Here is a 16334-nt window from a genome sequence, read left to right as displayed (position 1 = left end):
AAAAAAGCGCGTATTTTTGGCTTTATCTATCTAATTATTAGATTCGATAAGGGCGCGAAGGAAGCGCGGGTCCGCCAGTGCGGCGAGGTGCCCGCCCGGGTATTCCCGCACTCGCGCGTCCAGGCGGTGGGCGAAGGTACGTTGCAGCGGCGGCGGGCTGAGCCGGTCGGCGGCCGCCACAACGTAGGTGACCGGGCAGGCTGGACGAACCTGCCGCGGCGAGTCGATCAGCAATTGCGCGGGTTCGCTGGCGCTGGTCGGCACCTCGGCGCCGAGCAGTTCGAGGAAGCCGGCGCGGTCTTCCAGGCGGACCCGCCCTCCGAGCGGGTCGAGGCGGCATAGCCCGAGGAGATTGTCCTGGCCGCTGTCCTGGTAGCTTTCCAGCGCGCCGCCGCCCTCGCTGACCAGCGCGCTGAACAGGTACAGGTGCGCGGCGCGCTCGCCCAGGCGGGCCGCCAGGCATTGCGCCAGGTAGCCGCCGAAGCTGTGGCCGCAGAGTATCACCCGCTCCTCGCCGGCCAGCGTGGCGGCGGCCTGGTCCAGCCAATGCGCCAGGTCGCATCCGGGCGCGTCGCGCAGATGGTCGCAGCTTCGCCAGCCGGCGCCTTCCACGGACCAGGCGGAGCGGCGCAGGAAAAATCCCGAGACCAGCAGCGCGCCGCTCATCCGCCGGCCCGCTCGGCCTGGCGCAGGCCGACCGCGCCGACCTGCAGCAGCATGATCACCCCGCACAGCGCGGCCAGGCCGAGGTACAGCGCCTGGCTGCCGGCATGGTCGAGCATGATCCCGCCGTACAGCGGTGCCAGCGCGGTGCCGAGGCTGTAGAGATTGGCCGCGCCGAAATAGCTGCCGCGCAAGTCGTCGGGGGTCAGTTGGTCGACCTCCACGCTGAAGGTCGGGAACACGATCAGTTCGCCGAGGCTGAGTACCACCGTGGCCAGCGCCAGGCCGGCGAACAGGGTCACCGGGGTCCAGGCGAAGCCTAGCTGGGCCAGGAGCATGAGCAGCATGCCGAGCATCAGGCGGCCGCCGGTGCCGGTGTTTTCCAGCAGGCGGAGGAGGGGAAACTGGGCGACCACTATGGTCAGCGCGTTGATGGTCACCAGCAGGGCGATGCTGTTGACCACGTCGGGCAGACCGCTGCGGGTGAGGTACTGCACGAGGGTCGAATCGAAGGTGGCGTAGATCAGCGCGGCCAGCATGTTGCACAGCAACAGCAGGGTGAAGGCGCGATGCCGGGCCATGCTCAGGCAGGCTTCGAGGAACCCCGTCGAGGATCGCGGGGCAAGGCTGCGCCGCTTAAGTTCGAGGTGGTGCAGCAGGCGCCAGAGCAGCAGGCCGTAGCAGAAGTAGACCAGCGCGGTGACCAGGAAGGTGCCGGCCTGGGCGGCGACGCCGAGAGTCAGGCCGATCAGCGGGCCGAGGGCGGCGCCGAGGTTGATCAGGAAGTACCGGCAGTAGAGCGCCAGTTCCCGCGAGCGGCGATCCTCGACGCGGTCGCCGATCAGCGCCTTGCAACTGGATTCGAGCAGGGCGCAGCCGATGCTCACCCCGGAGATCGCCAGTCCGTAGGACAGCGGCTGGCCGCTGAAGCCCAGCAACACGAAGGAAAGCCCGCTGAGGCTGGTGCCGAAGAAGATCAGGCGCTTGCGCCCGAAACGGTCCGACAGCCAGCCGGTGTAGATGCCGCTGAGCGCGCCGCAGACGGTCGCCAGCGCCAGCAGCAGGCCGATGGCGCTGGCGGACAGCCGGAACTCGCGCCACAGCAGCAATGCCAGGAACGGCCAGACCATGAAGTAGGCGCCGCGGGTCAGCAGCGTACCGACGAGCATCACGTGGATTTCCGTCGGCAGGGCGCGGAAGCGTTGCACGCTGAAGGTGTTGTCGCTCACGGGCGGGGCTCCTGGGCGAGGGGACGGATGCCGCCGCGCAGGCTGCCGGCGGCTACCTGGTGGAACAGCGGCAGGAAGCTTTCCGGCAGTTCGCGGGTGAACTCGCTGCTCAGCCAGCAGCGCAGCAGGCAGCGGCGCTGCCGCTCGTCGTCGCTGAACTCGGTGCGCGCGTGCAGGGTGGTGTGGTTGTTCACCAGCACCAGCATGCCCTTGCTGAAGTCCAGTTCGGCATAGCCGTCGGCGCGTTCGATCGCCTCGTCCAGGCCGTCGAGCATGCTTCGCACCTGCGGGGCGAGGCTTAGCCCGTGGCGCGTCACCGATTCGTTGAACTTGCGGATATAGCGCAAGACGAAGGTCCGCGGGGTTTCCGTGAGCAGCGGCACCAGCGCGTAGTCGGCGTCGCCTTCGTCGCGCAGGTCGTGGGGGATCGGCTGGCCGAGCAGGGGCAGCCAGGCCGGATTGGCGGCTTCCAGGGTGGCGAGGACGTCGGCCGAGGAACGGATGCGGAAGGCGCCGCCCCGGCGTGCCGGCGACCAGCAGGCGAGCACCGTGAGGTCGGCGCGATCGGAGTGGAAGGCCAATTCCTGGCTGGTCAGGTGGCCGCGCTGCGGCGCGTCGCGGGCGTCGCGCAGGCCGAGGTCGCGCACTTCCTTGAGGTACTCGCCGTTGCGGTTGATCGCCACGGTGCGTCCCAGCCATTGGCAGAATGCGCGGAACACCCGCTGGAATTCGTCCTCGGCGAGTCCGCGCAGCAGCGCGGAATCGTGCAGCAGCACGCCGCTTCCATGCTCCAGTTCGTGATGCAGGCGCTGGCGCAGGAGAGCCTCCGCGCTATCCGCGGGACGCCGCTCCAGCAGGCGCGCGAACAGCGTTTCCAGGCCGGCGGCGAAAGCGGCCGAAGCGCAGAACACCGCGTTGCCCCGCCAGGGCGCGGGGCGACGATGGATGGTTGTCATAGCGAGGCTCCGTATTCCTGCTGCCAGAGCGACAGGGTGGTGAGGGTGAACAACTGGTCGCCGGGCAGCGCCGCGACGCTCGGTGCATCCAGGCCTTCCAGGCCGAGGTCGTGGAGCGCCGGCAGGCGTTCGGCGAGGTGCCGGCGCATTTCCCCGAGGGCCTGCGGCCACCGTTCGAACGGCAGGCGGAAATGCCGTTTCGGCTGCGCCTGCCAGCGTTTCTCGCGCTGCTCCAGGAGCGCCACCAGCGGTGCCTTGGCGGTGTCGCCGACGATCCGCTGGAGGCGCCCGGCGCGCTGCGCCAGGGCGCCATGCAGGTAGGGGGTGCGCGCTTCGATGGTGCGCGACATCAGCAGATGGTCGGCGCGGCGCAGCAGCGGCTCCAGCGAGTAGTGCAGGTCGAACTGGCCGATCGCCGCCTCGAGGCCCTGGCCGAGGGCCTCGTGGGCGAGTTCCTCGATCCGCTCGGCGACCCGTCGGCCCGCCGGTTCCGCCAGCAGCGCGGCCTTGCGCCGGTACTCGCCGAACCAGGCGGCGGCGAAGCGCCGCGGTTCCGGTGCGTCGCGCCGGCGCCAGAGTTCGAGATGGCGCGGGTAGCCCCAGAACAGTTCGTCGGCGCCTTCGCCGAGAAGCACGCAGTGATAGCCCTGCTCGCCGATACCGTCGGCCAGGCGCTGGTACATCAGCAGGCTGGACATCCGTGTCGCCCCGCCGAAGTTGCCGACCGCGCGACGCAGCAGCGGCATGAAGGCTTCCTGGCGCAGCTCGAAGCGTTGCAGCCGAGGGTGTGGCAGCAGGCTTTCCTCGTCGCCTTCCAGGCACAGGTGAAAGCGTTGCAACTGCGGGTCCAGGTAGCTGCCGAGCAGGTTGGAATCGACCCCGCCGCTGACCAGCAGGGCGCAGGGGCGGAAGGTCTGGCGGCAGCGTTCGAGGGTTTCGCCGAGCTGCTCGTCGAGGCTGTCCACCTCGCTGGCCGGGGCGGTGGCCAGCCGCTGGCGCTGGCAGAGGCGCGGACGCTCCTGGGAGAGATCGAAGCGCAACACCTCGCCGGGCAGCAGCAGACGGACCTGCTGGAACAGGGTCTGGCCTTCCAGCGGCACGCCGGCGGCGACCACCTGGGCGATCGCCTCGGCGTCGGCGCGGGCGCCGCCGAGCAGGTGCAGCAGCGCCCGCGGCTCGGAGGCGAAGGCCAGCAGGCCGCGCTCGGGCTGGTAGCTGTAGTACAGCGGCTTGATGCCGAACTCGTCGCGCAGCAGGGTCAATTGCCGGGTCTGCGGGTCCCAGCTGGCGAGGGCGTACATGCCGTCCGGCAGTACCCCGCGCTGCAAGCCGTCGAGCAGCAGGCGGATCTCGCCATGGATTTCGCAGCCGGCCTGGTAGACCTCGCCGTTGTAGGCGACCCGCCGCTGACCCTCCTGCGGCGGGAGCGGCACCGCCGCGGCGCCGGACATCGGCAGGCGGGTCATGCCGATGGCGCCGTTCGGCAGGGCCGCGATGCCCTCGCCGAACGGACCCCGATGGGCCAGCAGGCGTAGCGCTCCGGCGAAGCGCGAGACACTGAAACCGGTGCCGACGTAACCGAGGATGCCGCACATCACGAGGCTTCCCGTTGCAGCAGCGTGGCGAGCGCACGGCGATCGTGCTTGCCGGCGCCATTCAGCGGCAGGGCCTGGTGCGACAGCACCACGCGCTGTGGCGCGCGGAGGGTGCCGAGCTGCTGCTGGAGCCAGGGCAGGAAGGCGAACTCGACCTGCGGCGCGGTGTGGATCACGGCGACATAGTCTTCGCCATAGAGCGGGCAGTCGACCTTCAGGCAGCAGACGTCGATCACCTCGTCCAGGCCGTTGAGCGCCCTTTCGCATTCATTCAGGTGGAACAGGTTGCCGCCCTTGTTGATGGTGCCGTCGCAACGGCCGAGGACGTGCACGCAGCGGTCCTCGTCGAAGTAGGCGAGGTCCTGGGTATTCAGCCAGCCGTCCTCGAGCACCTGGGCGGTCAGGTCGGGGCGGTTGACGTAGCCGGAGAACAGGCTCGGCGTGCGCACCCACAGGCGCCCGCGTTCGCCGCTGCCCTCCAGCGGGCGGCCGTCGGGGTCGGTCAGCTTGAGTTCCAGGCCGACGGCAGGTCCCACCGAGTTGTCGAACGCATCGCCGCGACGCTTGCCGAAGAGGAAGGCAAAGCCGCACTCGCTGAGGCCGTAGATGTTCGCCAGCGCCGCGTAGTCGCGCTGGAAGGCCGCCTGCAGGTCGGCGTCCAGGCGCGCCGAGCCGGCGACGCAGAGCAGGCGCTGCAACGGCAAGCGGCGCGGCGGCGGGGAGCCTTCCTTGACCATGTGGTTGACCACCGGCGGCACCAGGTAGAGGAAACTGATGCCGAAGCGTTCCACGCATTCCCAGAAGCCTTCGCTGTCGGCCCAGCAGTGCAGCGGCAGGAGCACCGCGCTGCCGCCGTACAGCAGCGGGAAGAGGAAATTGATGCCGAGGATGCCCAGGCCGCTGATCCGGTAGAAGCAACCGGAGCGCGTGTGCTCGCCGATGCCCAGGCAGTCGCGGCCGATGCGGTAGGCATGGAGCATGGCCTGCTGGCTGAGTTCGATGCCTTTCGGCTGGCCGGTGGTGCCCGAGGTGAACAGGATCATGTGGCTGTGCGCGGCGCGGTCGAGCCGGCGCGTCGCGCTGCGCTCGAAGTCCAGCGCCAGGCGCAGCCCGGCCAGCGCGCCCTCGAGCGGATGTTCGCTGGCCAGCGCGTCCAGGCGCATCTCGTCGACGATGGCCTGCTTCGCGGCCTCCCCCCACTCGGGATCGATCAGCACCAGATGCTTGCCCGCGCGCATGACCGCATAGATCAGGCAGAGGTTGCGGTAGCTGTTGTCGAGCAGCACGCCGACACTGCGGCAGGCATGCGCGGCGATCTGCTCGGCGAGGGCATCGACCTGGCGGTCGGCGTCGCCCCAGGTGTATTCCAGCGGTCGCTCCGGCTCGCGGGCGTCGATCAGGAACGGCCGCCGCGGGTCGGCGCTGCCGAGATGGCGGAGGGTGCTGTCGAGCGATACGGGTACGGGGAGGCTGCTCATGCCGGCTCCTCAGCGATTCAGCGCGGTGAAGGCGTGGATGTCGAAGTTCACCGCCACCTGCGGCGCGCTCTCGATCTCGCGCACCGCGGCGATGAAGCGGTCGGCGTAGTCTTCGCCGCCTTCCTGCTCGATGTAGCGGGTCACGTAGCTGGTGGAGAGGAAGAACAGCGCGACCTCCTCCGGGCTGAGGAAGATGATGTTGGCGAACACTTCGCGGCGGCAGTCGCGCAGGTGCGGGCAACTGCCCATGATCTCCAGGGTGTCGTCATAGCGGGTCAGGCGCGGATCACGGTGTTTGGCCCACTTGTTCACCAGTTCGTGCTCGATGAAGTCGCGCAGCGGCCCGTAGGCGATCGGGAAGTCGTACTTGTAGGCGCAGAACAGCCCGCCGGGGGTCAGCCAGTCGGCCATGCGCGTCAGCACCTGCTTGCGGTCCATCCAGTAGAAGGAGGTGGCGCTGGTGACCAGGTCGAAGCGGCGTTGCGGCGCGAAGGTTTCCGCTGGCGACACGCTGAAGCGGATCTCCGGGTAGTTCTCGCGGGCCTTGGCGATCAGCGCCTCGCCCAGGTCGCTGCCTTCCACGTAGCGGAACCAGGGTTGCAGGCGGACGGTCGAGACGCCGTTGCCGCAGCCGATGTCCAGCGCCGCTTCGCGTGCCGGGGCGCGTTCGGCGAGGTTGCGGTAGAGCGAATCCGGATAGGCGATCTTGCCGCGGACCACGTTGTAGGCGTCTGCGTGCTTGTCGAACTGCTTCATTGGGTAATCTCCAGTAGGCTCTCGTGGTAATCGCCCTTGTGGACGAAATTGATGTAGGTGCCGCTGCCGCCGAGGTAGCGGTAGCTGTGCTCGACGCCGGCGGGGATGAACACGCTGGCCGGGCTTTGCAAACGGCGCAGTTGGCCGCCGAGCAGGACTTCCACCTCCAGGCCGCGGTAGTCCTCGTCGCTGCCGAGGAACAGGAACACCGAGTCGCAGTTGTGCACGTGGCTGTCGACGTGGCCCGGCCCGCCGTCGCCGACGTCGTGGAACTGGCGGGCGATGAAGTAGAACGGCGAGCCGTCGAGCAGGCGCCGGTCGAGCATGACGAAGCGCTTGCCGGGGCCGTGGCGGTGGTACTTCAGTTCGCTGGCGGATTTCTCGAAAGGCGTGAGGAACAGGGATTGGCGGTGCATCGGCGTGTAGCGTTGCAGCGAGACGCGGCCGTTGATCAGTTCCGGATCGAAGGCGCTGTAGGCGTCCTGGTTTTCCTGCATGGCCAACTGGTGCAGGCGGGCGACATGGACGAAGGCGTTCTCGCCGACCACCGGGTGCATCGGTGAACGCTTGATCCGGCTGTGCGCCTCGACCAGCTCGGAGACCGCGAGGACGTTCTTCAGGTTGAAGCGGTCGGCGGCGAACTTGGTGTGCAGCAGGGTCAGCAACTGGAAGGTGTCGGTGATCCCGGCGCGTTCGCCGATCCCGTTGCAGCTCGCCGAGTGCCACTGGACCCCGGCCTGGATCGCCGCCAGGGTATTGCCCAGGGCCAGGCCGCGGTCGTTGTGCACGTGGTACTCGAAGACCACGTCGGGGAACTCGTGGCGCAGCAGCGAGAGCACGTCGAAGGTCTCGTCCGGCAGCAGGATGCCGACGCTGTCGGCGAAGCAGATGCGATCGGCGCCGGCGTCGCGCGCGGTGGCGATCATGCTGACCAGGTCGCTGACCGAGGTGCGCGCGGCGTCTTCCACCGTGGCCCGGACCCGCAGGCCGCGTTCGCGGGCGTAGCGGATCGCGTCGTGGAACAGTTCGAGCACCTCCTCGCGGCTCATGCCCTTGAACTTGGTTTCCAGCGAGATCGCGTTGATCGAGGCGAACAGCCCGACCCACTGCGCACCGGTTTCCAGCACCGCGTCGATATCCTCCCGGCGCGCCCGGGCGTGGGCCAGCACCGGCGTGGAAACCGCCGCCACCACGGCGCGTACCCGCTCGCGTTCGTCCGCGGAAATCCGCGGGTGGCCGCACTCGATCATATCCACCCCCAGCGCCGCGATTTCCCTCGCCAGCTGGACCGACTGCGCGCTGTCGAAGCTGCACTGGCGGGCCTGGCACCCCTCGCGCAGGGTGCAGTCGATGACCCGGATCATCGTCTCGCTCCCGCGTCCGAGGCCGACAGCGTCGCCAGCCGCGGCTCCCTGATGAAGTCGTGGATCTTCGGCGCATGACCGAACTGGCGGGAGAAACGGGCGAGGAAGGTGACCATCTTCAGCGAGTAGTCGCACAGCTGCGGAAGATAGTGGTCGAGGTTGTCCTCGGTGATTGCCTCGTCCGGGAACACGCTTTTCAGGTTGGAAGCGATCCAGGTTTTCATGCTGTCCTCTCGATTCAGTTGGTGGAATTCGTCGTCCTCGACGAAGACGATCGGCATGCCGATGCGCAGCTCGCCGCTGCGGTTGTTGTGGCTGCCATGTGCGGTGCGGGCGGGCCAGACCAGGACGTCGCCGGCGTCCAGCTCGGCATCCACCAGTTGCTCGCGGGAAATGCCGTTGGCCTGGAGGTCGATGCACTTGAACATCGGGTAGGCGAGGTCGAACTCGTGGGGGAAGATCGTGCGGTCGTCGGGGTAATAGAACATCCCACCGTTGTCGTTCCGCGACGGGGTCAGGGCGACCCAGAAGGTCTGCGCGCTTTCGTAGCGCTTCTCCCATAGCGCGATGTCCTGGTGCAGCGGGATGTAGGACTCGTCGGCGTGGCGCTTGATGAACGCCGCGTGGCGCAGCAGGCGCGGCTTGCGCAGATGGTCGCGGACCAGCGCGTCGAGCCCGGAGCGGGCGAACCAGTCGTCCCAGAAGAGCGGGTCGTGGCGGTGCAGGTTGCGCACCTTCTTCGCCTCGCGGCGCTCGTCGTCGGCGATGTCGAATTCCGGTTCCAGCGCCGGGTCCGGCCGCTGCGCCGCGGCGAGGATCCAGTCCAGCGCCTGTTGGCGCAATTGCGGGGATACCACCTGCCGATAGTGTTTCATTGGACGGACTCCTTGCTGACGGTGTGGACGATGAAATCGATCACCGCCGGGTCCTGCAGGGCCAGGTGGTGCGGACGCTCGCAGGGGAAGGTGTCGAGCCGCTCGATCAGGTCGCACCAGCGTTCGGCGGCCGGGTCGCGGCCGGCGTCGTCCCGGCAGCGCACCCAGCTGGCGCGGGCGAGGCGATGGCGGGGCTGCCAGCGGCCGAACAGCTCGACATTGCGCAGCAGGACCTCTTCGCGCAGTTCGCCAAGCTCGCTCATCAGGGCGATCCATTCGCGCATCTCGGCGCTCAGCCAGCGCTGGTATTGCTCGCTCGGCGGCATTCGCCGCAGGGCCGGCCAGGGCAGGTGGCTGTCGATCATCAGCAGGCGGCTGGCCGGCAACTGGCGGGCCATCTCGTAGCCGACCAGGCCGCCGAAGGAATAGCCGATCAGCCAGTCCGGTTCTTCCGCCAGGCCGTCGAGTACCTGGCTGGCGAGGGCTTCGATGCTGGCGTAGGCATCCAGCCGGTGGTAGTCGACCAGCCGGCAGTCCGTTGCGCCGAGGCGTGCCAGCAGCCCGCGGAAGCAGCTCGGGTGGCCGATGAAGTCAGGCAGCAGGATCAGCATGGGCGTAGCGCCTCGGCCATGGCCGCCGCCAGCGCCAGGGTCCGTTCGCGGCCGAAGCGGCTGGCCAGGCTGGCGTCCCAGCCGCCGTCGTCGCGCCGGACCAGGGTCAGGGTCAGCGGCAGGCGGCTCTTCAGTGTCGGCCGGTGGATGAACCCGGCGCTGCGGAATGGCTGGTCGATGACATTGATCATCACCTGGGCGTCGGCATAGCGCAGCCCGGCCCGTTCGGCGATGGCCTCCGCCGGCAGCAGGCTGTGCTCGAAGGCCTCGAGCCTGTGTCGTTCGAAGGTGTCCTCGGCGGTCGCGGCGTCCAGCAACAGCGGCACCAGGTTCAGCCAGCAACCGGAAACCGCCGTGCCTCGGCGACTGCGCAGGCTGACCGGGGTCAGCGCCAGGACCTTGCCGGTGGCGCCCTGGCTGGCCAGGGCGAGAGCCAGGGCGCAGGCGAGCCGGGTCAGCAGGGCGGCTTCGCCGCCTCCTGGCGTGGCAGCCAAGCGGAAATCCTCGCAATGGCTGGCGAGCTCCGCCCAGGGCAGGCTCGCCAGTTCACGGAACGCCTCGCCGCGCTCGCTCCAGTAGTCTTCCAGCCTGGTCCTGCGCTCGCGCAGCTGGCGCTCCAGGCGCCATTGCTGCTGGAGGAAGCCGAACTCGGGGGCCGCCGCTTCGGTCGTGGGGTCGGCGTTGAGCACGGCCAGGCGGGCCAGCAGCACGCTGGCGAAGTCGGCGTCGGCGACCAGGTGATGCAGCCAGACGCCCCAGCGCGCACGTCCTCCGCAGCGCCCGTGGAACAGTCGCAGCAGGCCGCGCTCGAACAGGGAATGCGGGCGTTGCAGCAGCGCTGCGATGAGCGCGTTTTCGTCGGCGAAGGGGCCGACTTCCAGCGCCGGGCTCTCCTCGGGCTGCCCGTGGACGACCAGTTCGAAACCTTCCGCGCCGCTGTCCACCTGGCTGTCGAGCAACGGGAACTCTTCGCGCAGGCGCCGTCCCAGGCGCGTCAGGTCGGATGCCGGCACCTCGGCCGGAGCCAGGTAGCAGAGGCCGAAGCGGGTCAGGTCGGCGCCGAGCAGCTCGCTGAAGACCATCCCGCAGGACCAGGGCGACAGGTCGACGCGCAAGGACTGCGCGGCCTCATCCGGCATCGGTTGGTGCCGCAGGCGGTCGCGCTCGGAGGGGGACAGGCGGTGCCAATCGCCGACCACCACCAGGTGCTCGCGGAACCAGTGGTAGCGCACCTCCGCGGAGAGACCGACGTTCATGCCGCGCTCCTCGACAGCACCAGCGGCTGCTCCGGCGTCGCCGCCCGTTCCAGCAGACGCTCCGGCGCCAGGCCGTGGCTGCGCAGGAGACGGCTGAACTGGTCGAGGCGCGAGTTTGCCTGCAAGTCGGCGAGTCCCAGGTTTGCTCCCGCACCCGCCGATTGACAGAGGGCGACCAGTTGCAGGGCGAGCAACGAGTTGCCGCCGCAGAGGAAGAAATCCTGGTCGGCGGCGCCGACCTCGCAACCCAGCAATTCGCTCCACAGCTGCGCGCAGCCGCGTTGGTCGGGATCGAGCGCGCTGGCGCAGCGCTCCAGCGGTTCTTCCAGGCGGCGCAGCAGGGCGGCGCGGTCCAGCTTGCCGTGCGCCGTCAAGGGCAAGGCCTCGACCCGGACGCAGGCATGCGGGCGCTGCCAGGTGGGCAGTTGGCGGAGCAGGGCCTGCGGGCTGGCGTCGGCTTTTCCCGTCCAGGCGCAGAGCAGTTGCTTGACGCCGTTGCGCTCGCGGACCAGCAGGGCGCAGTCGAGGATGCCCGGCTGGCGGCGGAAGCGCTGTTCCAGGGCGGGGAGGTCGAGGCGATAGCCGTTCAGCTTGACCTGGCCATCGCCGCGGCCGATGAAGCGCAGCCGGCCCTGCTCGTCGTAGCGAGCGCGGTCGCCGGTACGGTAGGCACGCAGGAGGCGGCCGCGATAGGGCAACTCGACGAAGCTGGCGCGGGTGCGCGCCGCATCGTTCCGATAACCCTGCGCCAGGCCGGCGCCGAAGGCGACGATCTCCCCGGCCCGGTCGGGCTCGGCGATCTCCTGTCCGTGCTCGTCGAGCAGGAGCACCGCGGTGCCGGCGATGGCCTTGCCGATGGGGATGTCGTCTTCCTCGAGGTCGTCGTCGGTGACGACATGGCAGCAGGTGAAGGTGGTGTTCTCCGTCGGTCCGTAGCCATTCACCAGGTGCAGTCGCGGATGCCGCAGCAGCGCCCGGCGCACGTGCGGCACCGAGAGGATGTCGCCGCCGGTGAGCAACTGGCGAAGGCCGCCGAGACAGTCCGGGTCGAGGTCCACCAGGGTGTTGAACAGCGAGGCGGTGAGCCAGGCGCTGTCGGCTCCGCGCTCGCCGATCAACTGGCGCAGCACGCCCGGGTCGAGGGGGCCGAGGTCGTTCAGCACGCAGCAGCCGCCGTTGAGCAGCGCACCCCAGATCTCCAGGGTCGCCGCATCGAAGGACAGCGGCGAGTTCACCAGGAAGCGCATCTGCGGAGCGAACGCGAGGAACGACTGGCCCAGGCACAGGCGGGTAATGCCGGCGTGGGTGCAGGCGATGGCTTTCGGGCGGCCGGTGGTGCCCGAGGAGAAGTTGATGTAGGCGATCTGGTCCGCCGCGAAGCATGGCCGGGCGACCGAGGCTGGAGCGGCAGGCAGGTGCCTGACCGGGACGCAGGGAAGACCGTTGGCGGGCGTCGGCGTGGTCGAGCAGTCGAGAATCAGGCGGCAGTCGACCTGCCGGCACAACTCTGCATTCCAGGCCGCCGGTTGTTTCAGGTCTATATATAAGTAGTGATGGCCGGATAACAGTATGGCGAGCAGACAGGTAATGCTTTCCCGAGAATATTCGCCGTACACTCCAAGACAAACTCCCGGCTGCGGATAATGCTCGAGAAGATAGTCTGAAAGTTGTTCGGCGCTATGCAGGAGTTGCCGATAGTCGACACTTCCGAAACGGTCCCTGATGGCTTCGTGATGGGGATGAAGCGCTGCCATTTCGCTGAAGCGGGCCACCACCGTCGGGTGCGCGTACAGGTCGAGCAGGGAGTTCTGGGACATTCTGGCAATCGCCTTTTTTCGAAAAAATGAGTCCATCTGCCGGCTTCTTCGGCTAAATGAAGGATTTTTGGTTTTTCGCGAAGACGGCCACCGAGTCTTCCCGGGCTCTGCCAGTCGTCCGCCGCCCACCGGCTCGCTCACGCGAGCGGCAAGCGTCGAGGCGCCTTGCCCGGAAAAACCGTTATGGAAATACGGAGTGCCGTCGACTCAAGGGCAGTCAACTGCTGCCATGCAGTCTTATCGTCAGGAAAGAGAGAAAAGCGATGAGAATGGATTCACGGTCACGCATTGCACTTCCACCTTGCGTTGGTTTTCCGAAGTGTTTCGCTGTGTGTGTGTTTATATGTTTCGTGGGTATTTAAAATAAGATACAAATTTCCCCTCACAACTATGAGAATTGGTAGTTGGCGAAAGGGCGCTATGAGGGGCCTCGAAGCGCGCCGGCTGATGGCTTTTTGCCGAGGCAGGCGGCCGCGGCTACGCCTGCCGGGGTAGCACGGACAAGTGGTTTCGGGGGGCCTGGCCGCTGCGGCGAGGCGCGGAGGTCCGGCTGGCGCGGCGATCATCACAGAGGATTCTGCGGCGTCATTCATCGTTTGAATGGTTGCTGCCGCAAGCGCGCCCGGCGCCGTCGATGCTGGTCTGCGGTGTCGGGCGCTCGCTGGCGTTGCGTTGGCCAGCCGTCCCGGCCGGATGCGTAGGCACCGGCCGGAGGTTTTCAGGAGGCGGGCAGCGGCGCACCCTTGGGCCATAGCAGCCAGAGCCGGCCCGGTTGCTTCATGTGTCCGGCGAGTTCGCCGGCGGCGTCGCCGGTGCCCCAGAACAGATCGGCGCGGACCTCGCCGACGATGGCCCCGCCGGTATCCTGGGCCGCCACCGGACGGACCACCGCGCTGCCGTCGTCAGGGCGGGTGGTGGACAGCCACATCAGGCTGCCCAGCGGAATCACCTTGCGGTCGATGGCCACGCTGTAGCCGTCGGTCAGCGGTACGTTCAGCGAGCCGCGCGGACCTTCGTCGCTGTCCGGGCGCAGGCTGAAGAACACGAAGCTGGGATTGCTCGCCAGCAGCTCGGAGACCCGCTGCGGATTGGCCTCGGCCCAGTCGCGGATGCGCTTCATGCTGATCTCTTCCTTCGGCACCAGGCCCTGCTCGACCAGCCAGCGGCCGACCGGCTTGTACGGGTGGCCATTCTGGTCGCCGTAGCCGATGCGCAGTTGCCGGCCGTCTTCCAGCTGGATGCGCCCGGAACCCTGGATCTGCAGGAACTGCAGGTCCATCGGGTCGCCCAGCCAGGCGAGCACCGGCGCGCTGGAGCCGTTGTCGCGGATCGTCGCGGCGTCGTCGTAGGGTTTCAGCACCCGGCCTTCCAGGCGTCCGCGCAGGCGCTTGCCCTTGAGTTCCGGGTAGACGCTTTCCAGCGCGACCACCACCAGGTCGTCCGGTACGCCGTAGACCGGCACCGGGGTTTTTTCGCCCTGGCTCAGGCTGCCGTGGTAGACCGGTTCGTAGTAGCCGGTGATCAGGCCCTGGTCGCCGTTGCTGGAGGAACGCAGGCTATAGACCTGCATCCGCTCCTGGAGGAACGCGCGCACCGCCGTCGGATCGGCGGCGACCGTCGTGGCGCTCGCACAGGGCTCGCCCCATACCGGGTCCTTGGCCAGCCGCGCGCAGGCCGAGCGCCAGGCATTGAAGCCGGCGAGCAGGTCGGCGTCGCTGGTGGCCGGCAGGGCGTCCCAGGGCACGCTGTTGTAGGTGGTGACTTCGGCGGGTTTGGGCGGGGGCTCTTTCTTGCCGTCGTCGCATGCCGTCAGCAGGGCGGCGAAAGGGAGCGCGCAGAGCAGCAGGCGGCGCCAGGGATGGAACGGAAACTTCACGCCAAGGACTTCCTGGTGGTGGATCGAAGCCCGCTAGCTTGGGCAAAGCGCGACGGTGCGTCAAACCGCGGCGACGACCGAAGCGTATCGCCGCGTTACACCGAGGCGGCGATGAGTTCGCGCAGCCAGCGATGGGCCGGATCGCGGTGCGAGCGCTCGTGCCAGAGCATGGCCAGGTCGTAGCCGGGCACCTCCAGGGGCGCCTCGACCACCCGCAACCTGTCGCGCTCGCGTACCAGTCGCGACGGCAGCAGCGCCACCAGGTCGGTGCTTTCCAGCACCGCGCGGAGGAACAGGAAGTGCGGCACCGACAACGCCACCCGGCGTTCCGCGCCGAGTTCGGCGAGCGCCTGGTCGGTGGGACCTAGGAAGCCGCCGCCGTCGGGCGAGACGATCGCCTGCTCGAGGCGGCAGAACTGCTTCAGCGTCGGTCGCCGACGCAGCCCCGGATGCCCGGCGCGCCCGGCCAGCACATAGCGCTCGCTGAACAGCCGGCGACAGCGCAGTCCCGGCGGCGCTTCTTCGAGGGTGTGGAAGGCCAGGTCGATCTCGCCGCGTTCCGCCTGCCTGACGATTCGCGTCGGCGCCAGCTCCAGCACCGCCAGGCGGCTGCCCGGCGCCTGGCGGCGAAGACTGGCGAGGATCGGCAGGAGGATCGCCGACTCGGCGTAGTCGGTGGCGGCGACGCGCCAGGTATGCCGTGACTGCGTCGGATCGAACGGCGCGGCCGGCGCCACCGCCTGCTCCAGGGCTTCCAGGGCCAGGCGTAACGGCTCGCGCAGCTCCTCCGCCCGCGCCGTCGGGCGCATCCCGCGCGGGCCGGGAAGCAGCAAGGGATCGTCGAAGATCGCCCGCAGCTTGGCCAGGTGCACGCTCACCGAGGGTTGGGAAAAATTCAGGCGTTCCGCCGCGCGCGTCACATTGTGTTCGGTGAGCAGCACGTCGAGGGTCACCAGCAGGTTCAGGTCCAGTCGCCGGAGATTAATCATCCATATACCTGGAATTTCGGATATTCATTTCAACTATATCCGGCGATGGCCGATCCTGCGCCCACCTTTTGCCGGAGACCCGCCATGAACGTACTCATCGTCTATGCCCATCCCGAGCCGCGCTCCCTCAACGGTGCGCTCAAGGACTTCGCGGTCGCCCGCCTCGAGGCGGCCGGCCATGCGGTGCAGGTTTCGGACCTCTACGCGATGGGCTGGAAGGCCGTGCTCGATGCCGGCGACAGCCTCGAGCGCGAGGCCAGCGAACGCTTCGATCCTTCCGCAACTTCCCTGCGCGCCTTCGAGAACGGTTGGCAGAGCGTCGACATCGCCGGTGAGCAGGACAAGCTGCGCTGGGCCGATACGCTGATCCTGCAATTCCCGCTCTGGTGGTTCAGCATGCCGGCGATCCTCAAGGGTTGGATCGATCGCGTCTATGCCTGCGGCTTCGCCTACGGGGTCGGCGAACATTCCGACAGCCACTGGGGCGACCGCTACGGCGAGGGCCGGATGCAGGGCAAGCGGGCGATGCTGGTAGTCACCGCCGGCGGCTGGGAGTCGCACTACGCCGCGCGCGGTATCAACGGACCGATGGACGACCTGCTGTTCCCCATCCATCACGGCATCCTGCATTACCCCGGCTTCGAGGTATTGCCGCCGTTCGTCGTCTATCGCAGCGGCCGGATCGACGCGGAGCGTTTCGCCGCGCTGAGCGAGCAGTTGGGCCGGCGCCTCGATGACCTGCAGCGCGCTGCGCCGATCCCCTTCCGCCGGCAGAACGGCGGCGACTACCTGATCCCGGCGCTGACCCTGCGCGACGAACTTGCCCCGCAGCGGGCCGGTTTCGCCATGCACCTGGCCGAATGACCTGG

General features: G+C 68.3%; 14 protein-coding genes. 1 reads left to right on the top strand and 13 read right to left on the bottom strand.

Going from position 1 to position 16334, the window contains the following annotated elements; all coding sequences use genetic code 11:
* Nucleotides 1-30 precede the first annotated feature (30 nt).
* The 13 genes from ACYAF3_RS01030 to ACYAF3_RS00970 all read right to left on the bottom strand — a co-directional run bounded on the left by ACYAF3_RS01030 (nucleotide 31) and on the right by ACYAF3_RS00970 (nucleotide 15465).
* Nucleotides 31-666 carry an alpha/beta fold hydrolase gene (locus ACYAF3_RS01030; protein ID WP_003082501.1) on the bottom strand — a complete coding sequence of 212 codons (636 nt, stop codon included), beginning with the start codon at nucleotides 664-666 and terminating at the stop codon, nucleotides 31-33.
* Nucleotides 663-1892, bottom strand: a complete 1230-nt coding sequence (locus tag ACYAF3_RS01025; RefSeq protein ID WP_003082502.1) for an MDR family MFS transporter — start codon at nucleotides 1890-1892, stop codon at nucleotides 663-665. Before ACYAF3_RS01025 ends, ACYAF3_RS01030 begins: the two co-directional genes overlap by 4 nt.
* On the bottom strand, nucleotides 1889-2848 hold the full coding sequence (locus ACYAF3_RS01020) for a clavaminate synthase family protein (RefSeq protein ID WP_003082503.1): 960 nt from the start codon (nucleotides 2846-2848) through the stop codon (nucleotides 1889-1891). The genes ACYAF3_RS01025 and ACYAF3_RS01020 overlap by 4 nt, the downstream gene beginning before the upstream one ends.
* Nucleotides 2845-4443 carry an asparagine synthetase B family protein gene (locus ACYAF3_RS01015; RefSeq protein ID WP_003123124.1) on the bottom strand — a complete coding sequence of 533 codons (1599 nt, stop codon included), beginning with the start codon at nucleotides 4441-4443 and terminating at the stop codon, nucleotides 2845-2847. Before ACYAF3_RS01015 ends, ACYAF3_RS01020 begins: the two co-directional genes overlap by 4 nt.
* Nucleotides 4443-5921, bottom strand: coding sequence for an ANL family adenylate-forming protein (locus ACYAF3_RS01010; RefSeq protein ID WP_003162629.1), 1479 nt, complete (start codon nucleotides 5919-5921; stop codon nucleotides 4443-4445). Before ACYAF3_RS01010 ends, ACYAF3_RS01015 begins: the two co-directional genes overlap by 1 nt.
* Nucleotides 5922-5930: 9 nt before the next feature.
* Nucleotides 5931-6677: a class I SAM-dependent methyltransferase gene (locus ACYAF3_RS01005; protein ID WP_003112447.1), complete on the bottom strand. Its 747-nt coding sequence runs from the start codon at nucleotides 6675-6677 to the stop codon at nucleotides 5931-5933.
* Nucleotides 6674-8041: a 2-isopropylmalate synthase gene (locus ACYAF3_RS01000; protein ID WP_003082506.1), complete on the bottom strand. Its 1368-nt coding sequence runs from the start codon at nucleotides 8039-8041 to the stop codon at nucleotides 6674-6676. The genes ACYAF3_RS01005 and ACYAF3_RS01000 overlap by 4 nt, the downstream gene beginning before the upstream one ends.
* Nucleotides 8038-8916, bottom strand: coding sequence for a phytanoyl-CoA dioxygenase family protein (locus tag ACYAF3_RS00995; protein ID WP_003120545.1), 879 nt, complete (start codon nucleotides 8914-8916; stop codon nucleotides 8038-8040). The genes ACYAF3_RS01000 and ACYAF3_RS00995 overlap by 4 nt, the downstream gene beginning before the upstream one ends.
* On the bottom strand, nucleotides 8913-9527 hold the full coding sequence (locus ACYAF3_RS00990; protein WP_003109228.1) for an alpha/beta fold hydrolase: 615 nt from the start codon (nucleotides 9525-9527) through the stop codon (nucleotides 8913-8915). The genes ACYAF3_RS00995 and ACYAF3_RS00990 overlap by 4 nt, the downstream gene beginning before the upstream one ends.
* A complete protein-coding gene (locus tag ACYAF3_RS00985; protein ID WP_017002600.1) occupies nucleotides 9521-10783 on the bottom strand; it encodes a hypothetical protein in 1263 nt (420 codons plus the stop codon). The genes ACYAF3_RS00990 and ACYAF3_RS00985 overlap by 7 nt, the downstream gene beginning before the upstream one ends.
* Complete coding sequence (locus ACYAF3_RS00980) at nucleotides 10780-12600, bottom strand: non-ribosomal peptide synthetase (RefSeq protein ID WP_185838813.1); 1821 nt, start codon at nucleotides 12598-12600, stop codon at nucleotides 10780-10782. The genes ACYAF3_RS00985 and ACYAF3_RS00980 overlap by 4 nt, the downstream gene beginning before the upstream one ends.
* Before the next feature lie 718 nt (nucleotides 12601-13318).
* Nucleotides 13319-14476: a murein transglycosylase A gene (gene mltA, locus ACYAF3_RS00975; RefSeq protein WP_003082509.1), complete on the bottom strand. Its 1158-nt coding sequence runs from the start codon at nucleotides 14474-14476 to the stop codon at nucleotides 13319-13321.
* Between the two features lie 95 nt (nucleotides 14477-14571).
* A complete protein-coding gene (locus ACYAF3_RS00970; RefSeq protein ID WP_003116363.1) occupies nucleotides 14572-15465 on the bottom strand; it encodes a LysR family transcriptional regulator in 894 nt (297 codons plus the stop codon).
* Nucleotides 15466-15549: 84 nt separating this feature from the next.
* On the opposite strand from ACYAF3_RS00970, the gene ACYAF3_RS00965 reads away from it, so the two are divergent.
* Nucleotides 15550-16329: an NAD(P)H-dependent oxidoreductase gene (locus ACYAF3_RS00965; protein ID WP_003112444.1), complete on the top strand. Its 780-nt coding sequence runs from the start codon at nucleotides 15550-15552 to the stop codon at nucleotides 16327-16329.
* Nucleotides 16330-16334 lie beyond the last annotated feature (5 nt).

The sequence above is a fragment of the Pseudomonas sp. TZ252 genome (assembly GCF_056110345.1).
This window is presented reverse-complemented; position numbering and strand designations above follow the sequence as displayed.

Excerpts from the sequence above, each read along its gene's own strand:
- ACYAF3_RS00995 (WP_003120545.1), bottom strand. The coding sequence starts at position 8,916 with ATGAAACACTATCGGCAGGTGGTATCCCCGCAATTGCGCCAACAGGCG.
- ACYAF3_RS00970 (WP_003116363.1), bottom strand. The coding sequence starts at position 15,465 with ATGATTAATCTCCGGCGACTGGACCTGAACCTGCTGGTGACCCTCGAC.
- ACYAF3_RS01020 (WP_003082503.1), bottom strand. The coding sequence starts at position 2,848 with ATGACAACCATCCATCGTCGCCCCGCGCCCTGGCGGGGCAACGCGGTG.
- ACYAF3_RS00980 (WP_185838813.1), bottom strand. The coding sequence starts at position 12,600 with ATGTCCCAGAACTCCCTGCTCGACCTGTACGCGCACCCGACGGTGGTG.
- ACYAF3_RS00985 (WP_017002600.1), bottom strand. The coding sequence starts at position 10,783 with ATGAACGTCGGTCTCTCCGCGGAGGTGCGCTACCACTGGTTCCGCGAG.
- ACYAF3_RS01000 (WP_003082506.1), bottom strand. The coding sequence starts at position 8,041 with ATGATCCGGGTCATCGACTGCACCCTGCGCGAGGGGTGCCAGGCCCGC.
- ACYAF3_RS01030 (WP_003082501.1), bottom strand. The coding sequence starts at position 666 with ATGAGCGGCGCGCTGCTGGTCTCGGGATTTTTCCTGCGCCGCTCCGCC.
- ACYAF3_RS01015 (WP_003123124.1), bottom strand. The coding sequence starts at position 4,443 with ATGTGCGGCATCCTCGGTTACGTCGGCACCGGTTTCAGTGTCTCGCGC.
- ACYAF3_RS00965 (WP_003112444.1), top strand. The coding sequence starts at position 15,550 with ATGAACGTACTCATCGTCTATGCCCATCCCGAGCCGCGCTCCCTCAAC.
- ACYAF3_RS01010 (WP_003162629.1), bottom strand. The coding sequence starts at position 5,921 with ATGAGCAGCCTCCCCGTACCCGTATCGCTCGACAGCACCCTCCGCCAT.
- ACYAF3_RS01005 (WP_003112447.1), bottom strand. The coding sequence starts at position 6,677 with ATGAAGCAGTTCGACAAGCACGCAGACGCCTACAACGTGGTCCGCGGC.
- ACYAF3_RS00990 (WP_003109228.1), bottom strand. The coding sequence starts at position 9,527 with ATGCTGATCCTGCTGCCTGACTTCATCGGCCACCCGAGCTGCTTCCGC.